This is a genomic window from Microbacterium esteraromaticum (assembly GCF_900163815.1).
Classification (GTDB): domain Bacteria; phylum Actinomycetota; class Actinomycetes; order Actinomycetales; family Microbacteriaceae; genus Microbacterium; species Microbacterium esteraromaticum_B.
Window position 1 is genome coordinate 39,591 of sequence record NZ_FUKO01000049.1, and the last position, 21,036, is coordinate 60,626.

Below are 21,036 nucleotides of genomic sequence, written 5' to 3' on the forward strand. Positions count from 1 at the left end.
GCACAGGAAGGAACACCCCATGTCCGACACCACCGCCCCACACCGGACCGCCGCAGCCACGGCTGAACGCCAGCCCTTCTCGCTGACGTTCAAGGCCCGCGATTTCCTCAACGTCGCGATCTTCGCCGTGATCTACATCGTGGTGATCTTCGCCGTCGCAATGCTCGGCATCATCAGCCCGCTCGTGATGGTCGTCACCCTGCCCCTCGCCCCGCTGGTCGCTGGCATCCCCTACATGCTGTTCCTCAGCCGCGTGCGACACGGCGGCATGGTCACCCTCTTCGGGATCGTCTTCGGCCTCGCCTCGATGGGATGGGGACACCCGTGGCAGAGCGCCCTCGTCATCGTCGCCTTTTCCCTGATCGGCGAGCTCGTGATGTACGCCGGACAGTACCGCTCCAAGTGGGCCGCGATCTGGACCTACACGACCTTCTCGGCATGGATGATCGGTCCCTGGATTCCGTTCTTCCTGGACCCCGCCGCATACATCTCGCAGCAGGCCAGCCAGTCGATGGGCAGCGAGTACGCGACGCAGATGGAAGCGGTCCTGACCGGGCCAGTCGTGCTCGGCGTGTGGGTCGCCGGGATTGTCTTCGGCTTCCTGGGGGGCCTGCTCGGAGCCGCGGTGCTGCGCAAGCACTTCGTGAAGGCGGGACTCGCATGACCGACACAGCTCTGCCGCCCGGGTCAGCCCGGCCTCGACTCTCGTTGCGGTTCAGCGCGCGCGACCTGGTGAACGTCGCGATGTTCGCCGTCCTGATGATCGTCGTCACCTACGCGATCGGGATGCTCGGCATCGTCTCACCTCTGGTCTGGCTCGCGGTCGTGCCCGTGTCGGTGCTCGTGAACGGGATCGTGTTCATGCTGTTCGTCACGCGGGTCAGGCACGCGGGGATGGTGACGCTGCTCGGCGTCGTGGTCGCGCTGTTCTACCTGCTGACCGGCAATACGGTCTTCAGCTCGATCGGGATCATCGTGCTCGCGGTCCTCGCAGAGGTCGTGCTCTGGGGCGGGGGTTATCGTTCGCGATGGGCGGCGATCTGGGCGTACACGATCTTCGCCCTGAGCTTCTTCACCCCGTTCCTGCCGCTCGTCTTCGATCGCGAAGGCTACCTGACCAGTCCGAGCTTCACCAGGATGGGCGACGAGTACGTCGCCGGCGCCGATGCGCTGACCACGCTGCCCGTGCTCGGCGTCCTGGCGGTCGCGGTCGCCGTCGCCGGGTTCCTCGGCGGCCTGCTCGGCTCCGCCGTTCTGCGCAAGCACTTTGTCCGCGCCGGCCTTGCCTGACCTCGCCGCCACCGTCGGCACCGCCCGCCGCGGTGTTGCTGGGCGACGGGGGCTCGACCCACGCAGCAAGATCCTGCTCGTGCTGCTCGTCAGTCTCGCCGTGATGAGTCCCGGTGGGCTGGTGTTCGTGCCGGCAAGCATCGTGCTGGCCACCGTGCTCGCGGTGACGGAGCGCGCCTGGTCACGTGCCCTGCTCGTCCCTGTCGCGGCGGTCGTCATGTACGTGCTCGGCTGGGTTCTGCCGCTGGTCTGGGCGAACCCCGTTGTGACCGTCGTTGCCATCGGCTGCGGGTACCTCATCCGCTTCATCGCCGCGTTCGGCGTCGGCGCCCACCTCATCGCCACCACCTCGCCGACCCAGCTCAGCGCTGCGCTGAGGGCCTGGCATGTGCCCCGAGCGATCTCCGTCACGCTCGCCGTGATGCTCCGGTTCTTCCCGGTTGTCGCCGCGGAATCCGCCGCGGTCCTCGATGCCATGCGCCTGCGCGGACTGGCGGGCACGATGGACCTTGCCCGGCATCCGATCCTCGGTATCGAACGCTTCACCGTCCCGATGATCGCCGCGAGCCTGCGCGCCAGCGAGGACCTCTCCGCCTCGGCGATCCTGCGCGGGCTCGGCTCACGCCGCGTCCCCGTCTCCCTCGATCCACCCCGGTTGGGCTGGCTCGACCTTGTGCTGCTCCTCGCATTGACCGTTCTCGCGGCCGCGAGCCTGCTCCTGCCGAACCCCCTCACGATGGTGATCGCATGATCGAGATAGCGGGCGTTTCCTGGACCTATCCGCACGCGGAAGCCCCGGCGCTGCGCGACCTCGACCTGCGGATCGCACCCGGTGAGTTCGTCGTGCTGTGCGGGGCGTCGGGCTCCGGCAAGTCGACGGCTTTGCGGCTAATGAACGGCCTCGTGCCACAGTTCCACGATGATGGGATCCTCAGCGGGACCGTCACTGTCGAGGGGATGGTCACCACCGACGTCGAGCTCGATGCCCTCGGCCTCGTCACCGGCACCGTGCTCCAGCACCCACGACGCCAGTTCTTCACCGACAACGCCCGCGAGGAGACAGCCTTCGCGATGGAGAACTTCGGCTTCCCCCGCGACGAGATCCGAGCGTGCGTCGAGGCGACCATCGCCGACCTCGCGGAGCGGGTTCCGATCGAACAGCGCCTGCAGCACCTCTCCGGCGGGCAGCAACAGCAAGTCGCGATCGCCGCCGCCGCCGCCCACGACCCGCGCATCCTGCTGCTCGATGAACCCAGCTCCAACCTCTCCGCCGACGCCGTGCACCGGCTCACCGCGACCCTCGCCGAGCTCAAAGCCCAGGGCGTCACGATCGTCATCGCCGAGCACCGAGTGCGCTACCTGCAGGACCTGATCGACCGGGTCGTGGTCATGCGCGACGGCGCCGTCGACATCGAATGGACCGCCGCGCAGTTCCGCGCCGTCCCCGACGAACTGCTCGCCAAGGAGGGACTCCGCGGGGAGGTCCGCTTACCCGAGCTGCCTGTCCTGCCCGCGGCCGGCCGCAGCGCGGTCGAGCCGACGCAGGTAGGGAACGCTCCGAGCGGGACGCTGCTGTTGGCCGGCATTCGCTGCCAGCTCGGTGGACGCATGGTTCTCGACCTCGAGCGCGTCTCCTTCGCAGCCGGAGAGGTGACCGCGATCCGCGGCGTCAACGGCGCGGGAAAATCCACCCTCGCACGCATCATCTCCGGCCTGCAGAAATCCGCCAGCACCATTCGGCTCGACGGGAGAGTGCTGAACAGGCGCGCGAGACAGCGCGTGAGTACCATCGTGATGCAGGACGTGCAACGTCAGCTGTTCACCGACAGCGTGCAGGCGGAGATCGACCTCGCCGCGGTAGACGCCCCGACCGCTCCCGACCCGGCCGCCGTACTCGCCGCACTCGACCTCGACCATCTGGCCGAGCGGCACCCGCTGTCGCTGTCCGGCGGACAGCAGCAGCGCCTCGTCGTCGCGGGCGTCCGCGTCGCTGGCCGCCGCATCGTGATCTTCGACGAACCCAGCTCGGGCGTCGACCGCCGTCACCTCCAGTCGATCTGCGATCAAATCCGCCAGGTCGCCACCGCCGGGGCGGTGGTGCTGCTCATCAGTCACGACGACGACCTGCTCGCCCTGGCCGCCGACCGGCAGCTCACCTTGACCCCACCCGCCTCGGAACGGCAGCTCGCGTCCGTCCATGCTGGCAGGAACCGATGAAGGAGGCAGCATGATCGAGCCCATCCGGACACCCGCGCCCGAGACGACCGCGCCTCGCCCGCAAATCCCGCTGCTGCTCGCGGCGGTGCTGCTCATCTACCTCGGGCCGATGACCCTCAACCCGAGCATCGCGCCGCTGTCACGCGAGGTCGGGCTCGCCGAATGGCAGATCGGAGTCACCAAGCAGAAAGACTTGGAATGGGCTCTTCCCCGACCTCTGCGACGATTGCCCACCAGGTGACGGATCATCGTGCATGGGATCACACGGATATCACGTGAGGAGAGCTTGCAGGCTGCCCGTTTCCCGCTGTTGGTGCGGCATGCAGTCCATTCCACTGCGACCGGTCGCATCGCGCATGATGTGACGAAGGTGATGCTGGTCAACTCCGGCTCCACGACGCTCAGACATGAGACCGGAGAGCTCGTGCTGCATCAAGGCGATGTTGTCCTCTTGCCTTCTGGACAGTGGTACGCGGGCGAACCCGCTGGTCTGGTCGTCACCACAACTGCGTATATCGACACCGAGTACCTTCAGCAGCAGATGCGCTGGATCCCAGATCTCGGTGGGACTGCTCTATGGACGCCCGCGGATAATTGCTCATTCCCGCCCCTGGTGATCGAGCTACCCGCAGCGACCCTGCCCCATCTGGACGCTACGTTTCGGACGCTGCTTGATGGGCAGATGCGTGTTGAGCCGTCGTTCCACAGACTCGCCCATGTCGCGGAATTCCTGGACGTTCTGGCCCGGCACAACGGCTCCCGTACCCCTGAACACGCGGTGCTGCGCCGGGCTATAACACTGCTGCTGGAACGGCTCGAAGAGCCGTGGAGCATCTCAACTCTCGCAGAAGCGGTGTCCATGTCCACCTCACAGATTTCCCGGCTGTTCCGGGAACATCTGGGCATGGGCCCGGCTGAGTTCCTTCGCAAGGAACGGGCGAGACGGATGGCCGGACTTCTCCTAACCAGCAGCGATCCGGTAGAGGCGGTCGCGCAGCGCGTGGGATGGGCGCAGGCGAGCCACGCGTCACGCGCTTTCCGCCACACCCACGGCGTATCCCCACTGCAGTACCGGCGGACTCACCGCCCCCAGACACATCCATGACGTCGCCGCTTCGCACATTGTTCCTCCAAGCCGTGGATTCACTCGTCGGTGGCGGTTCCTACCTGACAAGTGCGCAAACCGCGCGGAGCTCCTGTCACGGAAGGAACCTGATGGATGCCGAACCAACCCCACGAAGCATCGATGCGCTCAATCACCGATGCGAGTTCGAGCCCACGGGCGCCTCTCAGTTTCTCGGGGTGATCGTCTGGACCGATGACCCGGAGGTGGAGCCGACGGTGATCGTGGACCGGAGCCCAGTCGCGTTGGCGCGGACGGTCGCGGTCACGATCCACGAGATGCTCGAAGACTCCGAAGCGTATACCGGGGCGACGGAGTTCCTTCAGTCGAATCCACCACCGCAGGACTGGGTACTGCCCGAGGAGGTGGATGCCTGGATGGAAGTGTTGCGGGAGGCTACGCCGTACCCGGCGTACTCGTTCCACCGGGTACCTACGACTGGTGGTGCGGACGGAACGAACCACACGGTCGTGAACCGGTACCTGCAGCACGCTCGGCAGGAACGCGAAGAGGCCCTCGCCCCGGACCCGTCACCGAGTACCGTCGCTGGCCGGTCGGCTGGACGTCACCTCGGACGCTGAACCGGATCCGTGGTTGACGTATCGCCGCATCTTCTTGACGGATCGACGCGACATCACCAGCACGCCTCGATCTCGACGAGTTCCTGTGCGTACCTCTGGAACAGCACCGCCTGCGACACCTGAGCGTTTGTGCTGTGCGTCTTCCGCCTATCCGACTGTGAATGGAGTTTTTGATCATGTCCGACATCACGATCCCGCCGTTGGGGTATTCGCCTGAGCCGCCCCGCCCACATCGGGTGGTGGTTGAGTTCGATGTCCTCGCCCGCTCCCAGGCTGAGGCCGACCACATGGTTGGCGAGGTGCTGATCGAGGATCTCGCTGGTCCTCCAGGCCAGCTCCGCCCTGACGGCGACCGGGTGTTCGGGGAGGACTTCGGCGATGACGTCCCGCACATCCGCTCCTGGGCTCCCGCACCCGCTCCCAGCCGTTCAGCGTCTGCATCGGTGGCGCCGTCGCTGGGGTGGGAGCCGTTCGAGGGGACGGGGATCCCGGAGATCGTGGCGGAGATGTTCCCACCTGAACCGGTCGCCAGCGACTTCCGATTCCCAGACGGCACGTCTGACTTCGATGGGTTTGAGGGAGCGCATGAGCAATGGCGTGACGAGTGTTTGTCGCTTGCGGTGCAGGCCTCCCGTCTCCCGGACACGTTGGAAAGGTTGGAGCGGACCGAACAGGTCCGCGACGGCCTTGTGGATCTGCTGGAGCGGGAGCAGCTTCCCGTGGAGCCGGTGAAGGATGACTATCTCGTCACGGTCGCTCCGTCGTTCGAGGGCGAGTATGAGGATCTGCGGTTCCGGTCCGACCACGGCCAGTGGCGGTCCGAGTTCACCGCGACCGCGCTGCGCCGCGAACACGCCCTGCAGGCACTGGTGGCGGAGGGTGGTCCGCGGACGGGGTTTCTTCCGGAGCGGTTTCATCGTGAGTGGGTGCCTTCGGATCTGATCGCCCTGCAGACCCTGCGGGTGCTCGTGGAGCGGGAGAAGGCCGGGGATGGCAAGGCGTTGCTGGACCGGGCGCAGCGGGAGGAACTGTCGGCGATGTTGTTCGCCGCCGACCCCGATGTGACCGTCCCTGACCCGGATGACCCTGTCGGTATGCCGATCTATGAGGGGCCTGCCTCGGAGGCGCATTCGTGGATCATCCCTGGCGTCTACGACGCCACCGGCATCGATGGCGAGGGCCAGTTCCGTCTCGTCGTGGGCCGGGTCCCGGTCGGCGATGAGGTGACGGCCTCAGCAGCGTTCCCACCCACCGAGCATGACAGTGCCGTGGTGAACAAGATCGCCCGCATCCTGGAGCAGGACACCGAACAGCACGACCCGGCGATGGTCCTCGATCGGATCAATACCGCGGTTCTCGCCACCGGCCGCACTGGTGCCGCTCCGGGGGACATTCGCCCGCCCGCGCAGGCGCTGACGTCCCTTGAACGTGGGGCGCTGCTGAGCGAGCTGCTCGCCGAACGGGAACAGCACCTGGACACCGACCCGGACGGGCCAGAACCACCGACGCCGGGCCGTGGTCCGGGTCGGAGCCTATAGCAGAAGGGCGACGCTGAACGGCGGAGGCGGGGGTGGGTGTGTTTGACGATTTGGCGCAGGTTCTTGACGAAACGGCGCATCTTGCCCGGGAACACTCGCGGTAAGCGCTGAGGTTCGGGTAGGGGTTGAGGTTCAAAGAGGGAATGCTCATGAGCGGAGATTCTGCAGGCAGCATGACTGCTGCCGCACCTTCCCGGTAACACCGCGCACGAGCCCCCAGCCCGTGCTGTGTCCCGAAGGAGATGCACATGTCGTTCGCCGACGCCACCACATGGTCGATGCCCGCCCGCCTTCCCGGCGCACTCGGGGCAGCGGCCGCCGTCTACGCCGCCGCGGGCATCCCGGTGTTCCCCTGTGCACCTGGTCAGAAGCATCCACTGACCGCGCATGGTTTCCAGGACGCCTCCACCGACCCTGCGCAGATCGACGCGTGGTGGCAACGGTACCCGACCGCGAATATCGGCATCCCCACCGGGACGGTGGTGGATGTTCTGGATCTGGATGTGCACGCCACCGGCACCGGCTATCCGATCCTCCGTGTCCTGCAGCGGGAGGGGCTGATTGGCGGATGGGAGCAAGCGGTCAGGTCCCCGTCGGGTGGCCTGCATCTGTATTACCCGTCCGATCCGGATCGGCAGCCGCGGTCGTGGTCGCGGGGGCGGGCGCATGTGGACTTCCGCGGTACTGGCGGCTACATCATTGCCCCGCCCTCCACTGTTACCACCGACCACGGGGACCGCCGCTACGAGATCATTGCCCGCGGACGCGTTCCTCGGCCCGTTGATGCGGACGGGGTTCGGGACCTTCTCACTCCGACCCCAGGACCGCGCCCGGCCACAGGTCCGATAGCCCGCCGGGAGACATCGGTGGAGCGACTCGCGGACTGGGTCGCCGGGCTTGCGGAAGGGAATCGGAACGCGGGATTGTTCTGGGCCGCGTGCCGTCTCGCTGAGGCCGGCCTGCCCGAACCCGACACCTTCGGGGTGCTCGAGCCCGCGGCGACCGCTGCCGGACTGGAGTCGCGGGAGATCGCAGCGACGATCCGCTCCGCACACCGCGCCGCCCGAATCGCTGTCGAGCCCGATGACCCCGTTTCGCAGGGTGCCCGTTCCTTGTCCGGGATCGGGAGGTAACTATGACCCGCCCGGCGAGCACGGTCCGCGTCCCTCGCGATCCTGACCTGAGCCCGGGCGAACAAGCACCCGACGGCCTGTTGCCCAGTGGCATGCAGCGGGGTGGGGTGTCGCGCCTGGTCGTCGTGCTTGCGGTGACGGGGACGATCTTGCTCGCTCTTGGCGCGTTCTGGCTGTCGTTTACGACTCTCCGCGACCTCGCGGTCCTTTCCGGGCTCCCCGCAGCACAGGCGTGGATATGGCCGCTGATCGTCGACGGTGTCATCTTGGAAGCCACGATCAGTGTCGTCGCCTTGCGGGATTCTGCCCGTCCTGCGCGGCGGTTCGCGTGGCTGCTGCTGGGCGCCGGCGCCGGAATGTCGGTGGCAGCGAACATCACGTACGCGGTCGTCGCGGCCGACACCCGCGTGCCCGCCCTGGTCGCGGCACTGGTCGCCTCCGTGCCGCCGCTGGTGCTGCTGGCGATGACGCATCTCACCGTCGAACTCACCCGCAACACCGCACCCGCTCCAGCTGGTCGAGAACCGAGGGCTCGTCCGCGGGTCCCTGCGGAGATCACGACGATCGCGACCTCCGGCGACCCGGACCGTTTCGAGCAGGGCGTGAGACTCGAGCCGCCGGACACGACAGTCGCGGCGCGACCGGAGACGAGGACCGGGGCACGGCCGGTGGCAGCTCGCGGAAGAGGCGAGCGACAGCGAGATGCCCATGCTCGGGCGCTCGCCCTCAATGCGGAGGGCGTGTCGAAGCGGCAGATCGCGGCCCAGCTCGGGGTGCATCCCACCACCGTCGGCCGGTGGCTGAACGCACCTGGCCGTCAACAGGACGGAGATCCACATGACTGACCCCACCACCCCAGGCCACCAGCACCTGGACCCGCCGCGCGTCACGGATCACGATCAGCAGACGGGCACGGGCGAGCACACTGACACGCCCTCCACACCGTCGACGCGCGGGGCGGCTGAGGAGGCGCGGGCGTCGGAGTTCGCCACCCACGGCGATCCCACCCTCACGCGAGATGGCACGGATCCGGTCGCAAAGCGCCCGGGCGTGCAGTGGGTACGACCCACCGATCTCGCTGCCCGAGCGGGCGGTGCCGTCCTGGACCGCGGTGCAGAGCTGAATCTTCGCTTGCGTGACGCGGTCCTCGACGGGGTCCGTGAAGGCCGCGCGCAGTTGCAGGAACGCCTGGCCCGCAGGCAGGAGCAACTTGACCCAGATCTGAACGGTCCGACGAGCGCCTCGGGGCGTGTGGTCGGGAGGACGGGGGTGAGCCGGTGACCGCTGCCTGTCCCGGCACCACCCGAGTGCCGCACGACACCCACACCCCCTAACTACTCATTCCGCCGCCCGGTTGCTCGCTGTCGCACCCGGCGGCACCGCACAGACTCGCACCCACCGGGCAGGTCTGCTGGTTCCATCACGCCTCCGCACGGCCCGTTTGCCTGCGCAGTGGGCGGTGGTCGGTGAGCCCAAGTCGGGGTTCATCCGGGTGGGGGTCGCACCTCTCTACCGACGGATCTCATCTCTTTCAGGAGTCGCTATGAACCACCACACACCCACCCCCGCGCCGACCGCGTCACTACCGCCAGATTTCACCACGAGCGAGGGGCTGCGCGGGCTGCTCATGGAGCTGAACGAGCACAACGCGTGGGCCACCAGCCCGGTCGCTGCTGAGCTCATGGTCTACGCGACGCGGAAGTATGCGCCGATCGCGAAGGCTTGGCGGCGTGATCCCGATGATGCGGCGTATGAGGCGTTCCTCGCGATGCGGCAACCCACGACGTTGCGTGCGGATGATCCGTGGGCGGTGATCACTCGTGCGGTCGCGCTCGGCATCGCGGCCGAGGTCAACGCCGACCGGAACATGACGTCGCAGGACAAGGCGCGGCGGCCGTCGAAGCGTCCGGCGGAGGAGCCGATGCGGGCTGGGCATTACGAGGAGTTCTTCTACGACGTCCACCCCCATGCCCACTCCTTCTACGCCCGAGACGACGGCGAAGGGGTGGACAGGTCGGTGGATCGGGTGATCCGCGCTACCTGTGTGTTCCTCGTCCTGACCGACTGGCCTGCACGCCCGGTCGAGCAGGCCGTGGACTACATCGCCCACCGCATCACCGGCCTGTCCTCCGGGACCTCGGCGTTGGAGATCGTCTCCCATGAGCGGCACATCGCGATCCGCCTCGGATACACCGCCACCGAATGGGCAGACCTGGTGCGCCTGGTTGTCGGGACGAAGACCAGGCGGCGTAAGAGCGGGGAGTACGGGCTGTTCGCGCGGGTCCTGCTCGGTGACGATGTCGCTGACCTTCTCCGCGACGAGACCCTCGTCGAGACCTCTCGCCGGATGGCTTCCGTACCTGACGGGCAAGAGGAGAACGGGGGCGTGTCGTGAGTCGGGGGCATTTGGTGTTGGAGCATGCGACGGATCAGATCATCGATGGTCACTCTTACCGGCGTGACCTTGGGGATCTGGAGGAGTTGACGGAGTCGATCCGTCGGTTCGGGTTGCTGTCGCCGATCGTGATCACCACCGGCAACGTCCTCATCTCCGGTAACCGTCGCCTCGCCGTCATGCGCGTCCTCGGGCACCGCACGGTCCCGGTGTGGGTCGTGCAGGGTGTCTCCGACAAGCTGTCCACCGTCCTGGCGATCCAGGACGAGAACACCCTTCATAAGATGCTCACCCCGATCGAACAGGCGGCGCTCTATGAGGAGCTCAAGCAGCTCTACACCGAAGAGAACGCCCGCAAGCAGGAGAGCACGCAGTTCGGTTCCCTCGCCCGCACCTCCGCCGCCGAGGACGGTGAAGGCGGGGAGGAGCGGGATGTTCGCGGGAGTGAACACGGTGGTGTTGATTCAACACCACCGCAACCGACGGGCGGCGCGGCTGGTGGGAAGACGCGTATCCAAGCCGCGAAAGCCGTGACCGGGCGGGACTCTCACTCGATGCTCGATCAGGTCGTGGAGCTCAAGCAGATCGCCGCATCCGACGGTGAGCATCCCGAGGTGCGGCAGGCCGCTGCCGAAGCGCTGCTCGAGTTGAACACGGATGGGAAGGTCAACGGCCGCTATCTGCGAGTGAAGCTCCTCCAAGTACTCAACACCCTGGACCGGTGGGCGGTCGACCTGGACGAGCCCGATGCGGTCCGGGAGGCGGCTGCGGCGGAGCTCGAGTTGGTGAAGGCGCAGGAGCATCCCAAGGATGCGATGAAGGAAGCAACGCGGGCGTTGGGGCGGGTGGGTCAGTTGCGGAAGGATGCCGCAGCTCTCGCGCCGCGGGAGGGGTGGACGGACGCGGACCCGTTGCTGCGGCAGAGACACGCCATCCGCAAATTCGTCGATCTGCTGCGCCGGGAGCACGGCTGGTGGGACCGCTACGATCCCGCCGACTTCGGGCGGTATGCCGACGCCGAGCAGTGGGAGCTCGTCGACACCTACATCACCGAAGCCGCAGCATTCCTCGACCAAGCCCGCACCGCCCGAATCGCAAGCGAGGACAACGCTGAGGCCGACGTTTGAGGACTCGTCCCGGGACGCGGATGAACTGGCGGAAGCCGCACGGGGGCTGGCGTATGCGACTCGGCAGATCGAGACCCCGGAAGACACCTATGACGTACTCGGGTCACTGCACCTGGCGCTGTCCCGGGTCCAGCAGGGGCTGCAGCAGTTCGCGGCCTGGCATCAGCGGCACGTCTCACTCGCTGCCACTGACGACGGTGACCGGGCTGCGGGTCGCGAGCACGCGGTCAAGGCCGGAGGCTGGTTGACGATCGCCGCAGCCTCCACAGAGCAAGTGGTCCAGCTCGTGATGAAAGCCCACAGTGAGAACGGGCGGATCGCCTGGCAGCCTGAGACCGCACCGACACGATCTGAGGACCTGGCTGAAGCACTCGCGGGACGGGAAGCAGCCCTCGACCCCGAACCCCCAGCATCACGCGGACACACCAGCGACGGCAGAGGCCTCACGCGCTGAGAGCGGAACGGCCAGCGGGCGGGAGGCGCACCTATCGGGTGACCCCGCCCGCCCTCTTGTTGAAAGGCCCCGCCTCATGTCCTCTCCTCGCCCCGACGGTCAGCGTCGTCGTCGCCGTCTGATCATCACCCTCACCGCGACCGGCCTCGTCATCGCGGTGCTCGCCGGGATCGGCATCTACGGCCTCATCACCGGGCCCCGAGGCAACACCGATGATCCCGGGGACCGCGCACCCGCGTCCACGGCACCGGTCGACCCCACCGACCCGAACGGACAGCCAGAACAGACTGAGCTGCCAGCCCTGCCCCGCACGAACAACTCCGAAGCCTACGTGCGTGCGGTCGCGGAGACGCTGTTCACCTGGGACACCTTCACGCTGCTGACTCCGGCGGACCACCGTGCGGTGTTGATCGAGGACGCCGACCCGTCCGGCACCGAGACCCCGGGACTGATCTCCGACCTTGACGGGTATTTCCCGTCGGCGTCGACGTGGCGGGATCTGGCCGAGTACCGCACCCGCCAGAGCATCACCATCGACCAGGTGTTCATCCCCGCGCAGTGGGAGGAAACCGTCGCCGCCTCGGGCGGGCAGATCACCGAGGGGACGGTGGCGTACACGGTCGAGGGCATCAGGCACCGGGACGGTGTCTGGTACGACGACCCCGTCACCAGCGAGCATGCGGTGGCGTTCACCGTGTTCGTGTCCTGTGAGCCGGTGTTCGACCGGTGCCATCTGCTGCGCCTGTCCGAACTCGACAACCCTCTCCGCTGACTGACGGGGATTGTGATGAAGAAGTTCCTTGCCGCCGTAGCCACCTTCCTGCTGCTGGCCCCGATGCTCGGGCTGGTCAGCATCGGGGTGCTGGTGAACCCGGCCGTCCTCAACCAGGGCAACTGCATCGCCAGCGGCGTGATCCTCGGCCCGATCCCCGACGAACTCGAGGTCACCATGAAGGACGGATACACCTTCACCCTCAACAAGCAGCAACTCACCCATGCCGGAACCATCATCACCACCGGCTCGGGCATTCCCGGTGTCGGGCGGGACGGAATCCTGATCGCGTTGATGGCGGCGCTCACCGAATCCACGCTCCGCCAACTCGCCAACACCGGCACCTACCCCGAGAGCGGCGACTACCCGAACGACGGCAACGGCAGTGACCACGACTCTCTCGGCCTGTTCCAGATGCGACCGCAAGCCGGGTGGGGCACCGTCGCCGAACTCATGGATACCACCTACCAGGCGCGAGCGTTCTACGGCGGACCCGACGGCCCCAACCACCCCTCACCCCGCGGACTGCTCGACATCCCCGGCTGGCAGCAGATGGACAAAGGCGAAGCCGCCCAAGCCGTCGAAGTCTCCGCGTACTCGGACCGGTACCAGAACTACGAGCCCGTCGCCGTGACGATCCTCGACACCCTCACCAGCAGCAGCAGCGGTGGGAACGGGGTGCCTGGGGATACGAACATCCCGGAGACGGGCAGGTTGGTGTTTCCGCTGCCGGAGGGCAGCTATGTGCATACGTCGTCGTTCGGGCCGCGGGTCCACCCGATCACCGGGGTGCCGAGTTTCCATGCCGGGACCGATTGGGCCGCCCCCGACGGCACCCCCATCTTCGCCCTCGCTGACGGCGTTGTCGTCTATGCGGGCATGGTCGACGGGTTCTCCGGGCAGATCACCCTCGAGCACACCATCGACGGGGAGAAGACCGCGACGAAGTACATCCACATGTGGGCGCACGGCATCCACGTCACCGCTGGCGACCGGGTCATTGCAGGCCAGCACATCGGCGACGTCGGTAGTAGCGGCCACTCCACCGGCCCGCACCTGCACTTCCAAGTCCACCCCGGCGGCGCAGACCAGCCCCCGGTCGATCCGGAGCCGTGGCTCGCCGAGCACGGCGTGGAAGGCATCGACGCGCCGGTCGGGGGCGGGCCGGGCTGCACCACCTGACCCGAGCTGAGGGAGGCCGGGCGGGGTGGGTGGCGCACCTGATGGGTGCCCGCCCGCCCCTTGTCTTGAGGAGAACCGCATGCCTACCACCGCCCTGACTACTGCGCTGCTGCCGGCCGAGAACGTCTACCCCGACCTGAGTGGTGTCGGAGGCCGCTCCACGCTCATCGAGATCGTCGGCGCGCTGCTGACGATTGTGCTGGTTGTCGCGGTGCTCATGCTCGTCGTCTCCGGGATCGTGTGGGCAGTGTCGTCCTCGGGCGGGAACCCGCAGACGTCCGCGAAAGGCAAGGTCGGGGTGTTCGTCGCCTTCGGAGCCGCGATCCTTGCCGGTGCTGGGGTGACGTGGATGAACTTCTTGTTGGGTCTCGGCGACACCCTCTGACTCCCGCACCCACCACCGCTTGCGGGAGCCAGAGGTGTGCCGGTTCAGGCGGGTTGGTCGTGGTTGTCGCCTGCGGTGAGCTGGCCGAGGAAGCTCCCCAGGACTGTGTGCAATCGTGTGGTGCTTTCCAGGGTCAGCTGGAGGCCTTGTCTGTCGTTGGCGATCGCGACCCACGTCTCCTGGGCGTTGACGTCTCGGAAGGCGACGATGTTGAGCTCATCGGCTTCGACATCGTCGGTCAGCAGCCTGCCGCATCCCGACGTTCTCGCCAGTCGTTGGATCACGGGGACAAGGCGGTAGTCGCTGTGGTGCCGTCTGCTGTCGACCAGATGCTGGGCGAGGTGGTCGCGATCGCACCACTGCGGGCAAGGCTCCGTCAACCACTCTGACCGCTTGCCGAACATAGACATGGACATGACCTCTCCTTTTCACCGGTGCGCACCGTGCGCTCGGGTGAAGAACGGCCAGCCCGACGCGGCATCGGAAAGCGAGCCGAATCGCACACAGAGAACACCAGGTGAGGGGGATGTCCCGGCAACGCACCTGTCCAGGTGACCCCGCACGACCGGGTACGGGGCGATCGCTTGTGAAGGAGCCCTCATGCTTGCCGTCCTCGACACCCTCACCACCATGACTGGTGTTCTCCCGGCGGAGATCGACGTCACACCCAACGACGCCGGGCTCCCCGGCATCAGCGCGCTGCGCACCATTGTCGGCGCAGTGATGACTATCGGGCTGATCCTGTCCGTCCTGGCCCTGATCGTCTCCGCCGTCGTCTGGGGGTTCGGCTCCAACTCCTCGAACCCGCATTTAGCTTCGCGGGGGAAGGTCGGGGTGCTGATCTCCTGCGGGGCGGCGATCATCACCGGCGCGAGCGTGACGCTGATCAACTTCTTCTGGAACGTCGGCCAGACCGTCTCCTAACGATCACCTCTACCTACGGAAGGGAGGGGTGTTGTGGCTGGTATCTGTGACGTCCCCATCATCAGCAACGTCTGCGACACGGTCGGCGAGGGTGCGGCGACTCTGATCAGCGCACCGTTCGACTGGCTCGCGTCCGCGATTGGTGCCGCCGCGTCCTGGCTGTTCCAGGGCGTGTGGGCACTGTTCGACTCGACCACCCTGGTCGACATCACCGGGGCCGGGTATATCGGCGTGTACAACCTGATCTTCGGGATCGCGATCTTCGTCATGCTGATCTTCTTCTGCCTCCAACTCATCACCGGCCTGATCCGCCGCGACCCCGGCTCCCTCTCCCGCGCAGCCCTCGGCCTCGCCAAGAGCGTGCTCGGCTCGTTCCTGGTCATCACGCTCACGGCGACACTGCTGGAGATCGTCGACCAGCTCTCGATCGGCATCATCCAAGCCACCGGGACAACGTTGGAAGAGATGGGCGGGAAGATCGGCGTCCTCGTGGCCGGGCTGACTGCGATCACCCTCACCGCCCCCGGTGCCGGGGCGATCATCACCATCTTCCTCAGTTTCTTGGCAATCTGCGCGGCAGCGATCGTCTGGTTCTCACTGCTGATCCGGAAGGCTCTGATCCTGGTGGCGGTCGTGATGGCACCGATCGCGTTGTCGGGAGCGTCGTGGGATGCGACGAAGGGGTGGTTCGGGAAGTGGGCGTCCTTCGTCCTCGCCCTGATCTTCTCCAAGCTCGTGATCGTGGTGGTGTTCCTGGTGGCGATCAACCAGGTCAACGCCCCGATCGACATGGATCTGTCTTCGATTGCGGATCCGATCGCGGGGATCGTGCTGATGTTCATCGCCGCGTTCGCCCCCTACATGGTCTACAAATTCATCTCCTTCGTCGGCTTCGACATGTACCACGTCATGAGCGCCGAGCAAGAGTCCAAGCAGGCCATGAACCGGCCCATGCCGCTGCCTGGGAAACCCGACGGCGGAGGGCCGCAGAAGATCCTCGACGGCGGTGGCGGTGGCGACAGCAAGAGCGGCGGTGGCGGTGGCGGTGGCGGGAATCCGCCGCCCCCTCCGGGTGGTGGGTCCAAGCCTCCGCCGGGCGGTGGGGGTGGTGCCGGAGCCGCAGGGAGCAGCGCGGGTGGTGGTGCGGCGGCAGGCACCAGCGGTGCCGCTGCCGGAGGCAGTGGCGCAGCAGCCGGTGGCAGTGGGGCGGCCGGTGCCGGGGCTGGTGCGGCCGCTGGACCGGTAGGGATCGCGGCCGTCGCCGGGGCGAAGATCGCCAAGGGCGCTGCGGAGGCCGGCCCCAAGGCCGGTGACGCGGTCGGTCGCGCGGCAGACGGCCACGCCGGTGCCGCCTCAGAGGGACAGACCGCGCCGCCGCCGGACCGGTCGACGCCACCGGCGCACCCGAGCATCCCACCGCAGAGTGGTCCGCCATCGAAGCCACCTGCTGCGGGCGTGGAGAAGCCGCCTGCCAAGCCGAACCACGGCGAGGCACCCCCTCCGCCGAAACCGACGCCGAAGACCTGACCGGAACGAGGGTCCGCATATCGGAGAGGAGGTGACACCCGTCGTCATTCGGGGCGGCGGCGCCGTGAACATCCGCCCTGGGGGACAGCCAGCGACCTGACCCCCGGGGTGCTCACGGGCCGCCGCCCGCTATGGTGCCCGTACCTGACCGGCGACCCCGATCACCCCGCCGCGTCAGGAGCACCCATGGCCAGCACTGCGTCCACCCGCACCGAGTTCGAGTTGTCAGCAGTGAAGTTCTCCCGCCTCACCAAGCGCGGGATCATCCTCGGCCTCTCCCTCCCACAAGTCATCGCCCTCTCCGTCGCGGTCTGCGTGTTCATCGCCTCCCTCTACACCGGTGGCCCTGCCGCCCTGTACACGTCTCCGATCTGGGGCACCGCCACCGCCCTCGCCTGGGTACCGATCGGCGGCCGGAAGCTCGTCGAATGGGTCCCCATCACCCTCCACTGGATCCTCCGTCAAGCCCTCCGCCAGATCGGATACCGGCGTCGGATCGTCAAGCCCCGCCCTGCGGGAACGCTCGCGCTGCCCGGGGATGCGGCACCGCTTCGCCAGTACGAGGACCCCGACACCGGTGCGGTCATGGTGCACGACCCGCACGCCCAGACGTTGACGGCGCTGGTGGAGGTGACACATCCCTCGTTCATCCTCCTCGACCCCGGCGAACAGGAACGCCGCGTCCACGCCTGGGGCCGCGTCCTGTCCACCGCCTGCCGGTCCACGAGGATCGCCCGCCTCCAAGTCCTCGAACGTACTGTGCCGGACTCTGGGTCGGGGCTCGCGCAGTGGTGGGCCGAACAGGGCAATGATGACGACTCCTGGGTCGCGAAGACCTACCGGGAACTCATCGACCGGGCAGGCCCCGCAGGCGAACGCCACATCTCCACCATCTCCCTGTCCCTGGATATGCGGGCAGCGTCCCGTGCGATCCGCACCGCGGGCGGCAGCCTCCGCGGTGCGGCGGTGGTCCTCAAGCAGGAGATGGAGACCCTCACGACCGCGCTGCGCACCGCAGACCTCAAACCCACCGACTGGTACACGCCCGGGCAGCTCGCGGTCATGCTTCGTTCCGCGTATGACCCCGCGATCGCCGCGACACTAGAGCGGTCCGGACAGATTGGGCACGACCTCGCCACAGCGGGCCCGGTCGCAGTGGAAGAGACCTGGGAGCAGTTGCGGTCCGACAGTGCACATCATGCGGTGTTGTGGATCAGCGAGTGGCCCCGCTCCCTCGTCTACCCAGGGTTCCTCGCACCCGTGCTCCTTAGCTCAGGGATCCGGCGGGCGTTCACTTTGCTGTGTGACCCGATCCGCAGTGATCAGGCCGCGCGGGATATTCGGAAGAAGAAGACCGAGTACATCTCTGATGCGGCTCAGCGGCAGAAGGTCGGGCAGATCGAAGACGCCACACAATCTGCCGAATACCAAGACGTCCTCCAACAAGAAGCCGACCTCACCAGCGGACACGGGGTCCTGCGCTACACCGGCCTCCTCGCCGTCTCCGCGACCACCGCGGACGAGCTCGAAGCCGCCGTGTCCGCGATCGAACAGGCCGCGATCCAGGCCTCGTGTGAGACGAAGCGGTTGGTCGGGCAGCAGGCGCAGGCGTTCGTCGCGGCGGCGTTGCCGCTGTGCCGGGGCATCTGAGGGTGGGGCGTACCTGACGGGTGTCACCGCGCATTCCCGTAGAAAGGCCACCGCTCATGGGACAGCACACCAGTCCGAAAAAGCTCTACTCCACCGTCCTCGTCGAAGACGGCACCGGCCGGAAGAAACGCAAGACCCGGGAGCGCGCCGCCCGCCAAGTCATCACCCGCGAGCACGCCGAGCAGCGACAGGCGGAGAAGGCGAAGCTCGCCGCAGAACGCGCCGAGGCACGCTCGACGAACTACCTCCCCAGGAGTGGCGAGCCGGGGCCTGCGGGGTTGCGTTCGTATCGGGGGTTTCGGGTGCCTGCGCATCAGGACACCTCGGCCGCGTTGCAGGGTGCGTACCCGTTTCTCGCCGAAGGAGGCCTCGGCTCCCAGGGCGTGTTCGTGGGGCAGGACATGTACTCCGGCGGATCCTTTGTGTACGACCCGTGGGTGCTCTACCAGCGCGGCATCATCACCGCCCCCAACCTCGTGCTCGCCGGCATCGTCGGCTCCGGGAAATCCTCCCTCGCCAAGAGCCTGTACACCCGCTCGATCCCGTTCGGACGCCGCGTCTACGTCCCCGGCGACCCCAAAGGCGAACACACCGCCGTCGCGGAAGCGGTGGGTGGGAAAGCGATCATCCTCGGCCACGGGTTACGCAACCGCTTGAACCCGCTCGACCAGGGCTACCGACCCGCAGGACTCACCGACGCGGAGTGGGCCTCCACCGTCGCCTCCCGCCGCCGCGACCTGATCGGAGCCCTCGCCGAAACCGTCCTCGAACGGTCGTTGTCACCGTTGGAGCACACGGTCATCGATGTCGCACTCCAAGCCGTCGTCGCCAGCAACGATGTGCCGATCCTGCCGATGGTCGTCGACCGCATCCTCACCTCCGACCCCACAGACGACGACCGCCTGGCCGAGGACGGCCGCATGGTCGGCCACGCCCTGCGACGCCTCGTCTCCGGCGACCTCCAAGGCCTCTTCGATGGCCCATCCACGGTGACGTTTGACCCGACGTTGCCGATGATCACCCTCGACCTGTCCCGCGTCGTCGAAAACTCCACCCTCATCTCGGTGCTGATGACGTGCTCGTCGGCGTGGATGGAATCCGCACTGCTGGACCCGAACGGCGGTCAACGCTGGGTCGTCTACGACGAAGCCTGGCGACTCATGTCACACCCGGCGCTGTTGAAGCGGATGGATGCGCACTGGCGGCTCGCCCGTCACTACGGGATCGCGAACCTGCTGATCTTCCACAAGCTCACCGACCTCGACAACGTCGGAGACCACGGCTCCGCCATGCGCGCCCTCGCCAACAGCCTTCTCGCCAATGCGGAGTCGCGGATCATCTACCGGCAAGAATCCGACCAGATTGGCACCACCGGCAAGACCCTCGGACTGACCGGCACCGAACAGAAACTCCTCCCTAGCCTCGGGACGGGGCAGGGGCTGTGGCGGATCAAAGAATCCTCATACGTGGTCCAGCACCAACTACATCCCGAAGAATATCGAGCTTTCGACACTCGTCAACGAATGTTGACAGATTCGCGGGAGTTCACGGCTCCTGAACCTTCTGGAGGCGTGTCATGAGCGTACGCGGACCCGCCCGAGACCACCAGGGTCCGGGTGGTTCGGGCGGTTTGTCAGACGAGGAGCTGGTGGGGAACATGATGGCGCTCGACGCGGGGCTGCACCGCATCGAGGACGCGTTCTCCGAGCATGTGCTGCTCGCGTATGAGGATCCTGTGACGTTCGGGGCGGGACACTTCGTGCTCTACCCACCTGAGGGCAGCTCGCCGCGGTTCGTGATCGAGGAGCAATACCCGCCCGGCGTGGACTGGTCTGATGATGACCGGGTCCCGACCTCGTGGGCTTGGACGGCGGAAGCACGACAGCGACAACCCGACGGCACCCACCCCTGGGTGTCCCTCGCAGAAGGCGAGATCGCCTCGGCAGACTACGCCGAGCTCCTGGATCTCGCGGAAGGGTGGGCGAAGACGGTCCACGACCTTGCGGTCCGGGAAGAAGCACTCACCCCGGAGCCGCTCACCAGCCCGGGAGAGATGCGGGCGGATCAGCAGCGCACCTTCCTGACATGACCCACAGAACCCTGTCCCTGCTGTCATGCATCGAGGCTGTCGCGTCCTGGGAGGTGACGGTATGACTCTGCGTCGCACCCGTCGCCAACGCCAGACGCGGTCCACGACACCCGGCATCGACCACCAGGAAGCTGCGGTGGTGGTTCCTGCGGTGCTGCCGCAGATCCTGCTCGAAGCCGTCAGCGCCGACACTCTGGTCGTGACCGTGAACGGTGACAGGCTCGCTGCGACCCCGATCCGTCGGGACGAGATCGCGACGACGGTCACCGGGCTCGTCGCCCGCCTCGGCTCACCGACACGGGTGGAGGTGCGAGAACTGGACGGCAGCGTGCACGCCGACATTCTCACCCCACCCACGCCGCAGCCGGATTCGCTGTTCGCGCCGCCGGAGACCGCGTCGTCCGGTGTGGTGGTGCCGCAGTTGTGGGAGTGCACCGGTGACGGGTTCGTGCCCGGTGAAGACGTCGCCGTCGCGCTCATCCTGCGCCACACCACCGCAGATCTCACGGGGACGGCACGCGCCCTGGTCGACCGTGACGAGCAGCCCGCCATCACCGGAGAGGTGATCCTGCTGGGCCGGATCTCTGGCACCACCTCGGTGCACCCCATCGACTGATCGCCCACTTGCCGCACCTGTCTCCTGACCCCG

At 67.2% G+C, this 21,036-nt stretch carries 23 protein-coding genes; 22 read left to right on the forward strand and 1 reads right to left on the reverse strand.

Annotation, left to right across the window (positions count from 1 at the left end; genetic code table 11):
- The first annotated feature begins 19 nt into the window (after window positions 1–19).
- From FM104_RS15820 to FM104_RS15905, 16 genes are all read left to right on the forward strand, one after another.
- On the forward strand, window positions 20–664 hold the full coding sequence (locus FM104_RS15820; RefSeq protein ID WP_087053542.1) for an MptD family putative ECF transporter S component: 645 nt from the start codon (window positions 20–22) through the stop codon (window positions 662–664).
- On the forward strand, window positions 661–1,290 hold the full coding sequence (locus FM104_RS15825) for an MptD family putative ECF transporter S component (protein WP_087053541.1): 630 nt from the start codon (window positions 661–663) through the stop codon (window positions 1,288–1,290). The genes FM104_RS15820 and FM104_RS15825 overlap by 4 nt, the downstream gene beginning before the upstream one ends.
- Window positions 1,283–2,041 carry an energy-coupling factor transporter transmembrane component T gene (locus FM104_RS15830; protein WP_256971705.1) on the forward strand — a complete coding sequence of 253 codons (759 nt, stop codon included), beginning with the start codon at window positions 1,283–1,285 and terminating at the stop codon, window positions 2,039–2,041. Before FM104_RS15825 ends, FM104_RS15830 begins: the two co-directional genes overlap by 8 nt.
- Window positions 2,038–3,507 (forward strand): ATP-binding cassette domain-containing protein, encoded by a 1,470-nt coding sequence (locus tag FM104_RS15835; protein WP_087133165.1) that lies wholly within the window; start codon window positions 2,038–2,040, stop codon window positions 3,505–3,507. The genes FM104_RS15830 and FM104_RS15835 overlap by 4 nt, the downstream gene beginning before the upstream one ends.
- A 10-nt stretch (window positions 3,508–3,517) precedes the next feature.
- Window positions 3,518–3,748: a hypothetical protein gene (locus tag FM104_RS15840; protein WP_087053538.1), complete on the forward strand. Its 231-nt coding sequence runs from the start codon at window positions 3,518–3,520 to the stop codon at window positions 3,746–3,748.
- Between the two features lie 45 nt (window positions 3,749–3,793).
- Window positions 3,794–4,612, forward strand: a complete 819-nt coding sequence (locus FM104_RS15845) for a helix-turn-helix domain-containing protein (protein WP_143738478.1) — start codon at window positions 3,794–3,796, stop codon at window positions 4,610–4,612.
- A 110-nt stretch (window positions 4,613–4,722) separates the two neighbouring features.
- Window positions 4,723–5,211, forward strand: coding sequence for a hypothetical protein (locus tag FM104_RS15850; RefSeq protein ID WP_087133167.1), 489 nt, complete (start codon window positions 4,723–4,725; stop codon window positions 5,209–5,211).
- 176 nt (window positions 5,212–5,387) lie between these two features.
- Entirely contained in the window at window positions 5,388–6,749 is a 1,362-nt protein-coding gene (locus tag FM104_RS15860) for a hypothetical protein (protein ID WP_143738480.1), read from the forward strand.
- A gap of 248 nt (window positions 6,750–6,997) precedes the next feature.
- Window positions 6,998–7,882, forward strand: coding sequence for a bifunctional DNA primase/polymerase (locus FM104_RS15865; RefSeq protein WP_179206837.1), 885 nt, complete (start codon window positions 6,998–7,000; stop codon window positions 7,880–7,882).
- A 2-nt stretch (window positions 7,883–7,884) separates the two neighbouring features.
- Window positions 7,885–8,727: a DUF2637 domain-containing protein gene (locus tag FM104_RS15870; RefSeq protein WP_256971706.1), complete on the forward strand. Its 843-nt coding sequence runs from the start codon at window positions 7,885–7,887 to the stop codon at window positions 8,725–8,727.
- A complete protein-coding gene (locus FM104_RS15875; RefSeq protein WP_087133171.1) occupies window positions 8,720–9,163 on the forward strand; it encodes a hypothetical protein in 444 nt (147 codons plus the stop codon). Before FM104_RS15870 ends, FM104_RS15875 begins: the two co-directional genes overlap by 8 nt.
- 262 nt (window positions 9,164–9,425) lie before the next feature.
- Window positions 9,426–10,277 (forward strand): hypothetical protein, encoded by an 852-nt coding sequence (locus tag FM104_RS15880; protein ID WP_087133172.1) that lies wholly within the window; start codon window positions 9,426–9,428, stop codon window positions 10,275–10,277.
- A gap of 17 nt (window positions 10,278–10,294) precedes the next feature.
- Complete coding sequence (locus tag FM104_RS15885) at window positions 10,295–11,404, forward strand: ParB N-terminal domain-containing protein (RefSeq protein WP_179206838.1); 1,110 nt, start codon at window positions 10,295–10,297, stop codon at window positions 11,402–11,404.
- Window positions 11,405–11,934: 530 nt separating this feature from the next.
- A complete protein-coding gene (locus FM104_RS15895; RefSeq protein ID WP_087133175.1) occupies window positions 11,935–12,630 on the forward strand; it encodes a hypothetical protein in 696 nt (231 codons plus the stop codon).
- A 15-nt stretch (window positions 12,631–12,645) separates the two neighbouring features.
- Window positions 12,646–13,812, forward strand: coding sequence for a M23 family metallopeptidase (locus tag FM104_RS15900; RefSeq protein WP_087133176.1), 1,167 nt, complete (start codon window positions 12,646–12,648; stop codon window positions 13,810–13,812).
- Window positions 13,813–13,891: 79 nt separating this feature from the next.
- Window positions 13,892–14,197, forward strand: a complete 306-nt coding sequence (locus tag FM104_RS15905; protein ID WP_087133177.1) for a DUF6112 family protein — start codon at window positions 13,892–13,894, stop codon at window positions 14,195–14,197.
- Window positions 14,198–14,241: 44 nt separating this feature from the next.
- Here the strand turns inward: FM104_RS15905 and FM104_RS15910 are convergent, their stop codons facing one another.
- Window positions 14,242–14,613: a DUF6907 domain-containing protein gene (locus FM104_RS15910; RefSeq protein WP_087133178.1), complete on the reverse strand. Its 372-nt coding sequence runs from the start codon at window positions 14,611–14,613 to the stop codon at window positions 14,242–14,244.
- A 214-nt stretch (window positions 14,614–14,827) separates the two neighbouring features.
- Between FM104_RS15910 and FM104_RS15915 the strand changes: the two genes are divergently transcribed.
- The 6 genes from FM104_RS15915 to FM104_RS15940 all read left to right on the forward strand — a co-directional run bounded on the left by FM104_RS15915 (window position 14,828) and on the right by FM104_RS15940 (window position 21,003).
- Entirely contained in the window at window positions 14,828–15,121 is a 294-nt protein-coding gene (locus FM104_RS15915; protein ID WP_373407863.1) for a DUF6112 family protein, read from the forward strand.
- Window positions 15,122–15,154: 33 nt separating this feature from the next.
- Entirely contained in the window at window positions 15,155–16,648 is a 1,494-nt protein-coding gene (locus FM104_RS15920) for a conjugal transfer protein TrbL (protein WP_087133180.1), read from the forward strand.
- A 186-nt stretch (window positions 16,649–16,834) separates the two neighbouring features.
- Complete coding sequence (locus FM104_RS15925; protein WP_087133181.1) at window positions 16,835–18,298, forward strand: SCO6880 family protein; 1,464 nt, start codon at window positions 16,835–16,837, stop codon at window positions 18,296–18,298.
- 56 nt (window positions 18,299–18,354) lie between these two features.
- A complete protein-coding gene (locus tag FM104_RS15930) occupies window positions 18,355–19,878 on the forward strand; it encodes an ATP-binding protein (protein WP_087133182.1) in 1,524 nt (507 codons plus the stop codon).
- The gene (locus FM104_RS15935; RefSeq protein WP_143738482.1) at window positions 19,875–20,387 is read left to right on the forward strand and encodes a hypothetical protein; all 513 of its coding nucleotides are present in this window, start codon (window positions 19,875–19,877) and stop codon (window positions 20,385–20,387) included. The genes FM104_RS15930 and FM104_RS15935 overlap by 4 nt, the downstream gene beginning before the upstream one ends.
- A gap of 61 nt (window positions 20,388–20,448) precedes the next feature.
- The gene (locus FM104_RS15940) at window positions 20,449–21,003 is read left to right on the forward strand and encodes a hypothetical protein (protein ID WP_256971707.1); all 555 of its coding nucleotides are present in this window, start codon (window positions 20,449–20,451) and stop codon (window positions 21,001–21,003) included.
- Window positions 21,004–21,036 lie beyond the last annotated feature (33 nt).

Bases quoted from the DNA above. Each gene is read 5' to 3' on its own strand.
- FM104_RS15820 (WP_087053542.1), top strand. From the start codon at position 20: ATGTCCGACACCACCGCCCCACACCGGACCGCCGCAGCCACGGCTGAA.
- FM104_RS15825 (WP_087053541.1), top strand. From the start codon at position 661: ATGACCGACACAGCTCTGCCGCCCGGGTCAGCCCGGCCTCGACTCTCG.
- FM104_RS15835 (WP_087133165.1), top strand. From the start codon at position 2,038: ATGATCGAGATAGCGGGCGTTTCCTGGACCTATCCGCACGCGGAAGCC.
- FM104_RS15840 (WP_087053538.1), top strand. From the start codon at position 3,518: ATGATCGAGCCCATCCGGACACCCGCGCCCGAGACGACCGCGCCTCGC.
- FM104_RS15850 (WP_087133167.1), top strand. From the start codon at position 4,723: ATGGATGCCGAACCAACCCCACGAAGCATCGATGCGCTCAATCACCGA.
- FM104_RS15860 (WP_143738480.1), top strand. From the start codon at position 5,388: ATGTCCGACATCACGATCCCGCCGTTGGGGTATTCGCCTGAGCCGCCC.
- FM104_RS15865 (WP_179206837.1), top strand. From the start codon at position 6,998: ATGTCGTTCGCCGACGCCACCACATGGTCGATGCCCGCCCGCCTTCCC.
- FM104_RS15870 (WP_256971706.1), top strand. From the start codon at position 7,885: ATGACCCGCCCGGCGAGCACGGTCCGCGTCCCTCGCGATCCTGACCTG.
- FM104_RS15875 (WP_087133171.1), top strand. From the start codon at position 8,720: ATGACTGACCCCACCACCCCAGGCCACCAGCACCTGGACCCGCCGCGC.
- FM104_RS15880 (WP_087133172.1), top strand. From the start codon at position 9,426: ATGAACCACCACACACCCACCCCCGCGCCGACCGCGTCACTACCGCCA.
- FM104_RS15895 (WP_087133175.1), top strand. From the start codon at position 11,935: ATGTCCTCTCCTCGCCCCGACGGTCAGCGTCGTCGTCGCCGTCTGATC.
- FM104_RS15900 (WP_087133176.1), top strand. From the start codon at position 12,646: ATGAAGAAGTTCCTTGCCGCCGTAGCCACCTTCCTGCTGCTGGCCCCG.
- FM104_RS15905 (WP_087133177.1), top strand. From the start codon at position 13,892: ATGCCTACCACCGCCCTGACTACTGCGCTGCTGCCGGCCGAGAACGTC.
- FM104_RS15910 (WP_087133178.1), bottom strand. From the start codon at position 14,613: ATGTCCATGTCTATGTTCGGCAAGCGGTCAGAGTGGTTGACGGAGCCT.
- FM104_RS15915 (WP_373407863.1), top strand. From the start codon at position 14,828: ATGACTGGTGTTCTCCCGGCGGAGATCGACGTCACACCCAACGACGCC.
- FM104_RS15925 (WP_087133181.1), top strand. From the start codon at position 16,835: ATGGCCAGCACTGCGTCCACCCGCACCGAGTTCGAGTTGTCAGCAGTG.
- FM104_RS15930 (WP_087133182.1), top strand. From the start codon at position 18,355: ATGGGACAGCACACCAGTCCGAAAAAGCTCTACTCCACCGTCCTCGTC.
- FM104_RS15935 (WP_143738482.1), top strand. From the start codon at position 19,875: ATGAGCGTACGCGGACCCGCCCGAGACCACCAGGGTCCGGGTGGTTCG.
- FM104_RS15940 (WP_256971707.1), top strand. From the start codon at position 20,449: ATGACTCTGCGTCGCACCCGTCGCCAACGCCAGACGCGGTCCACGACA.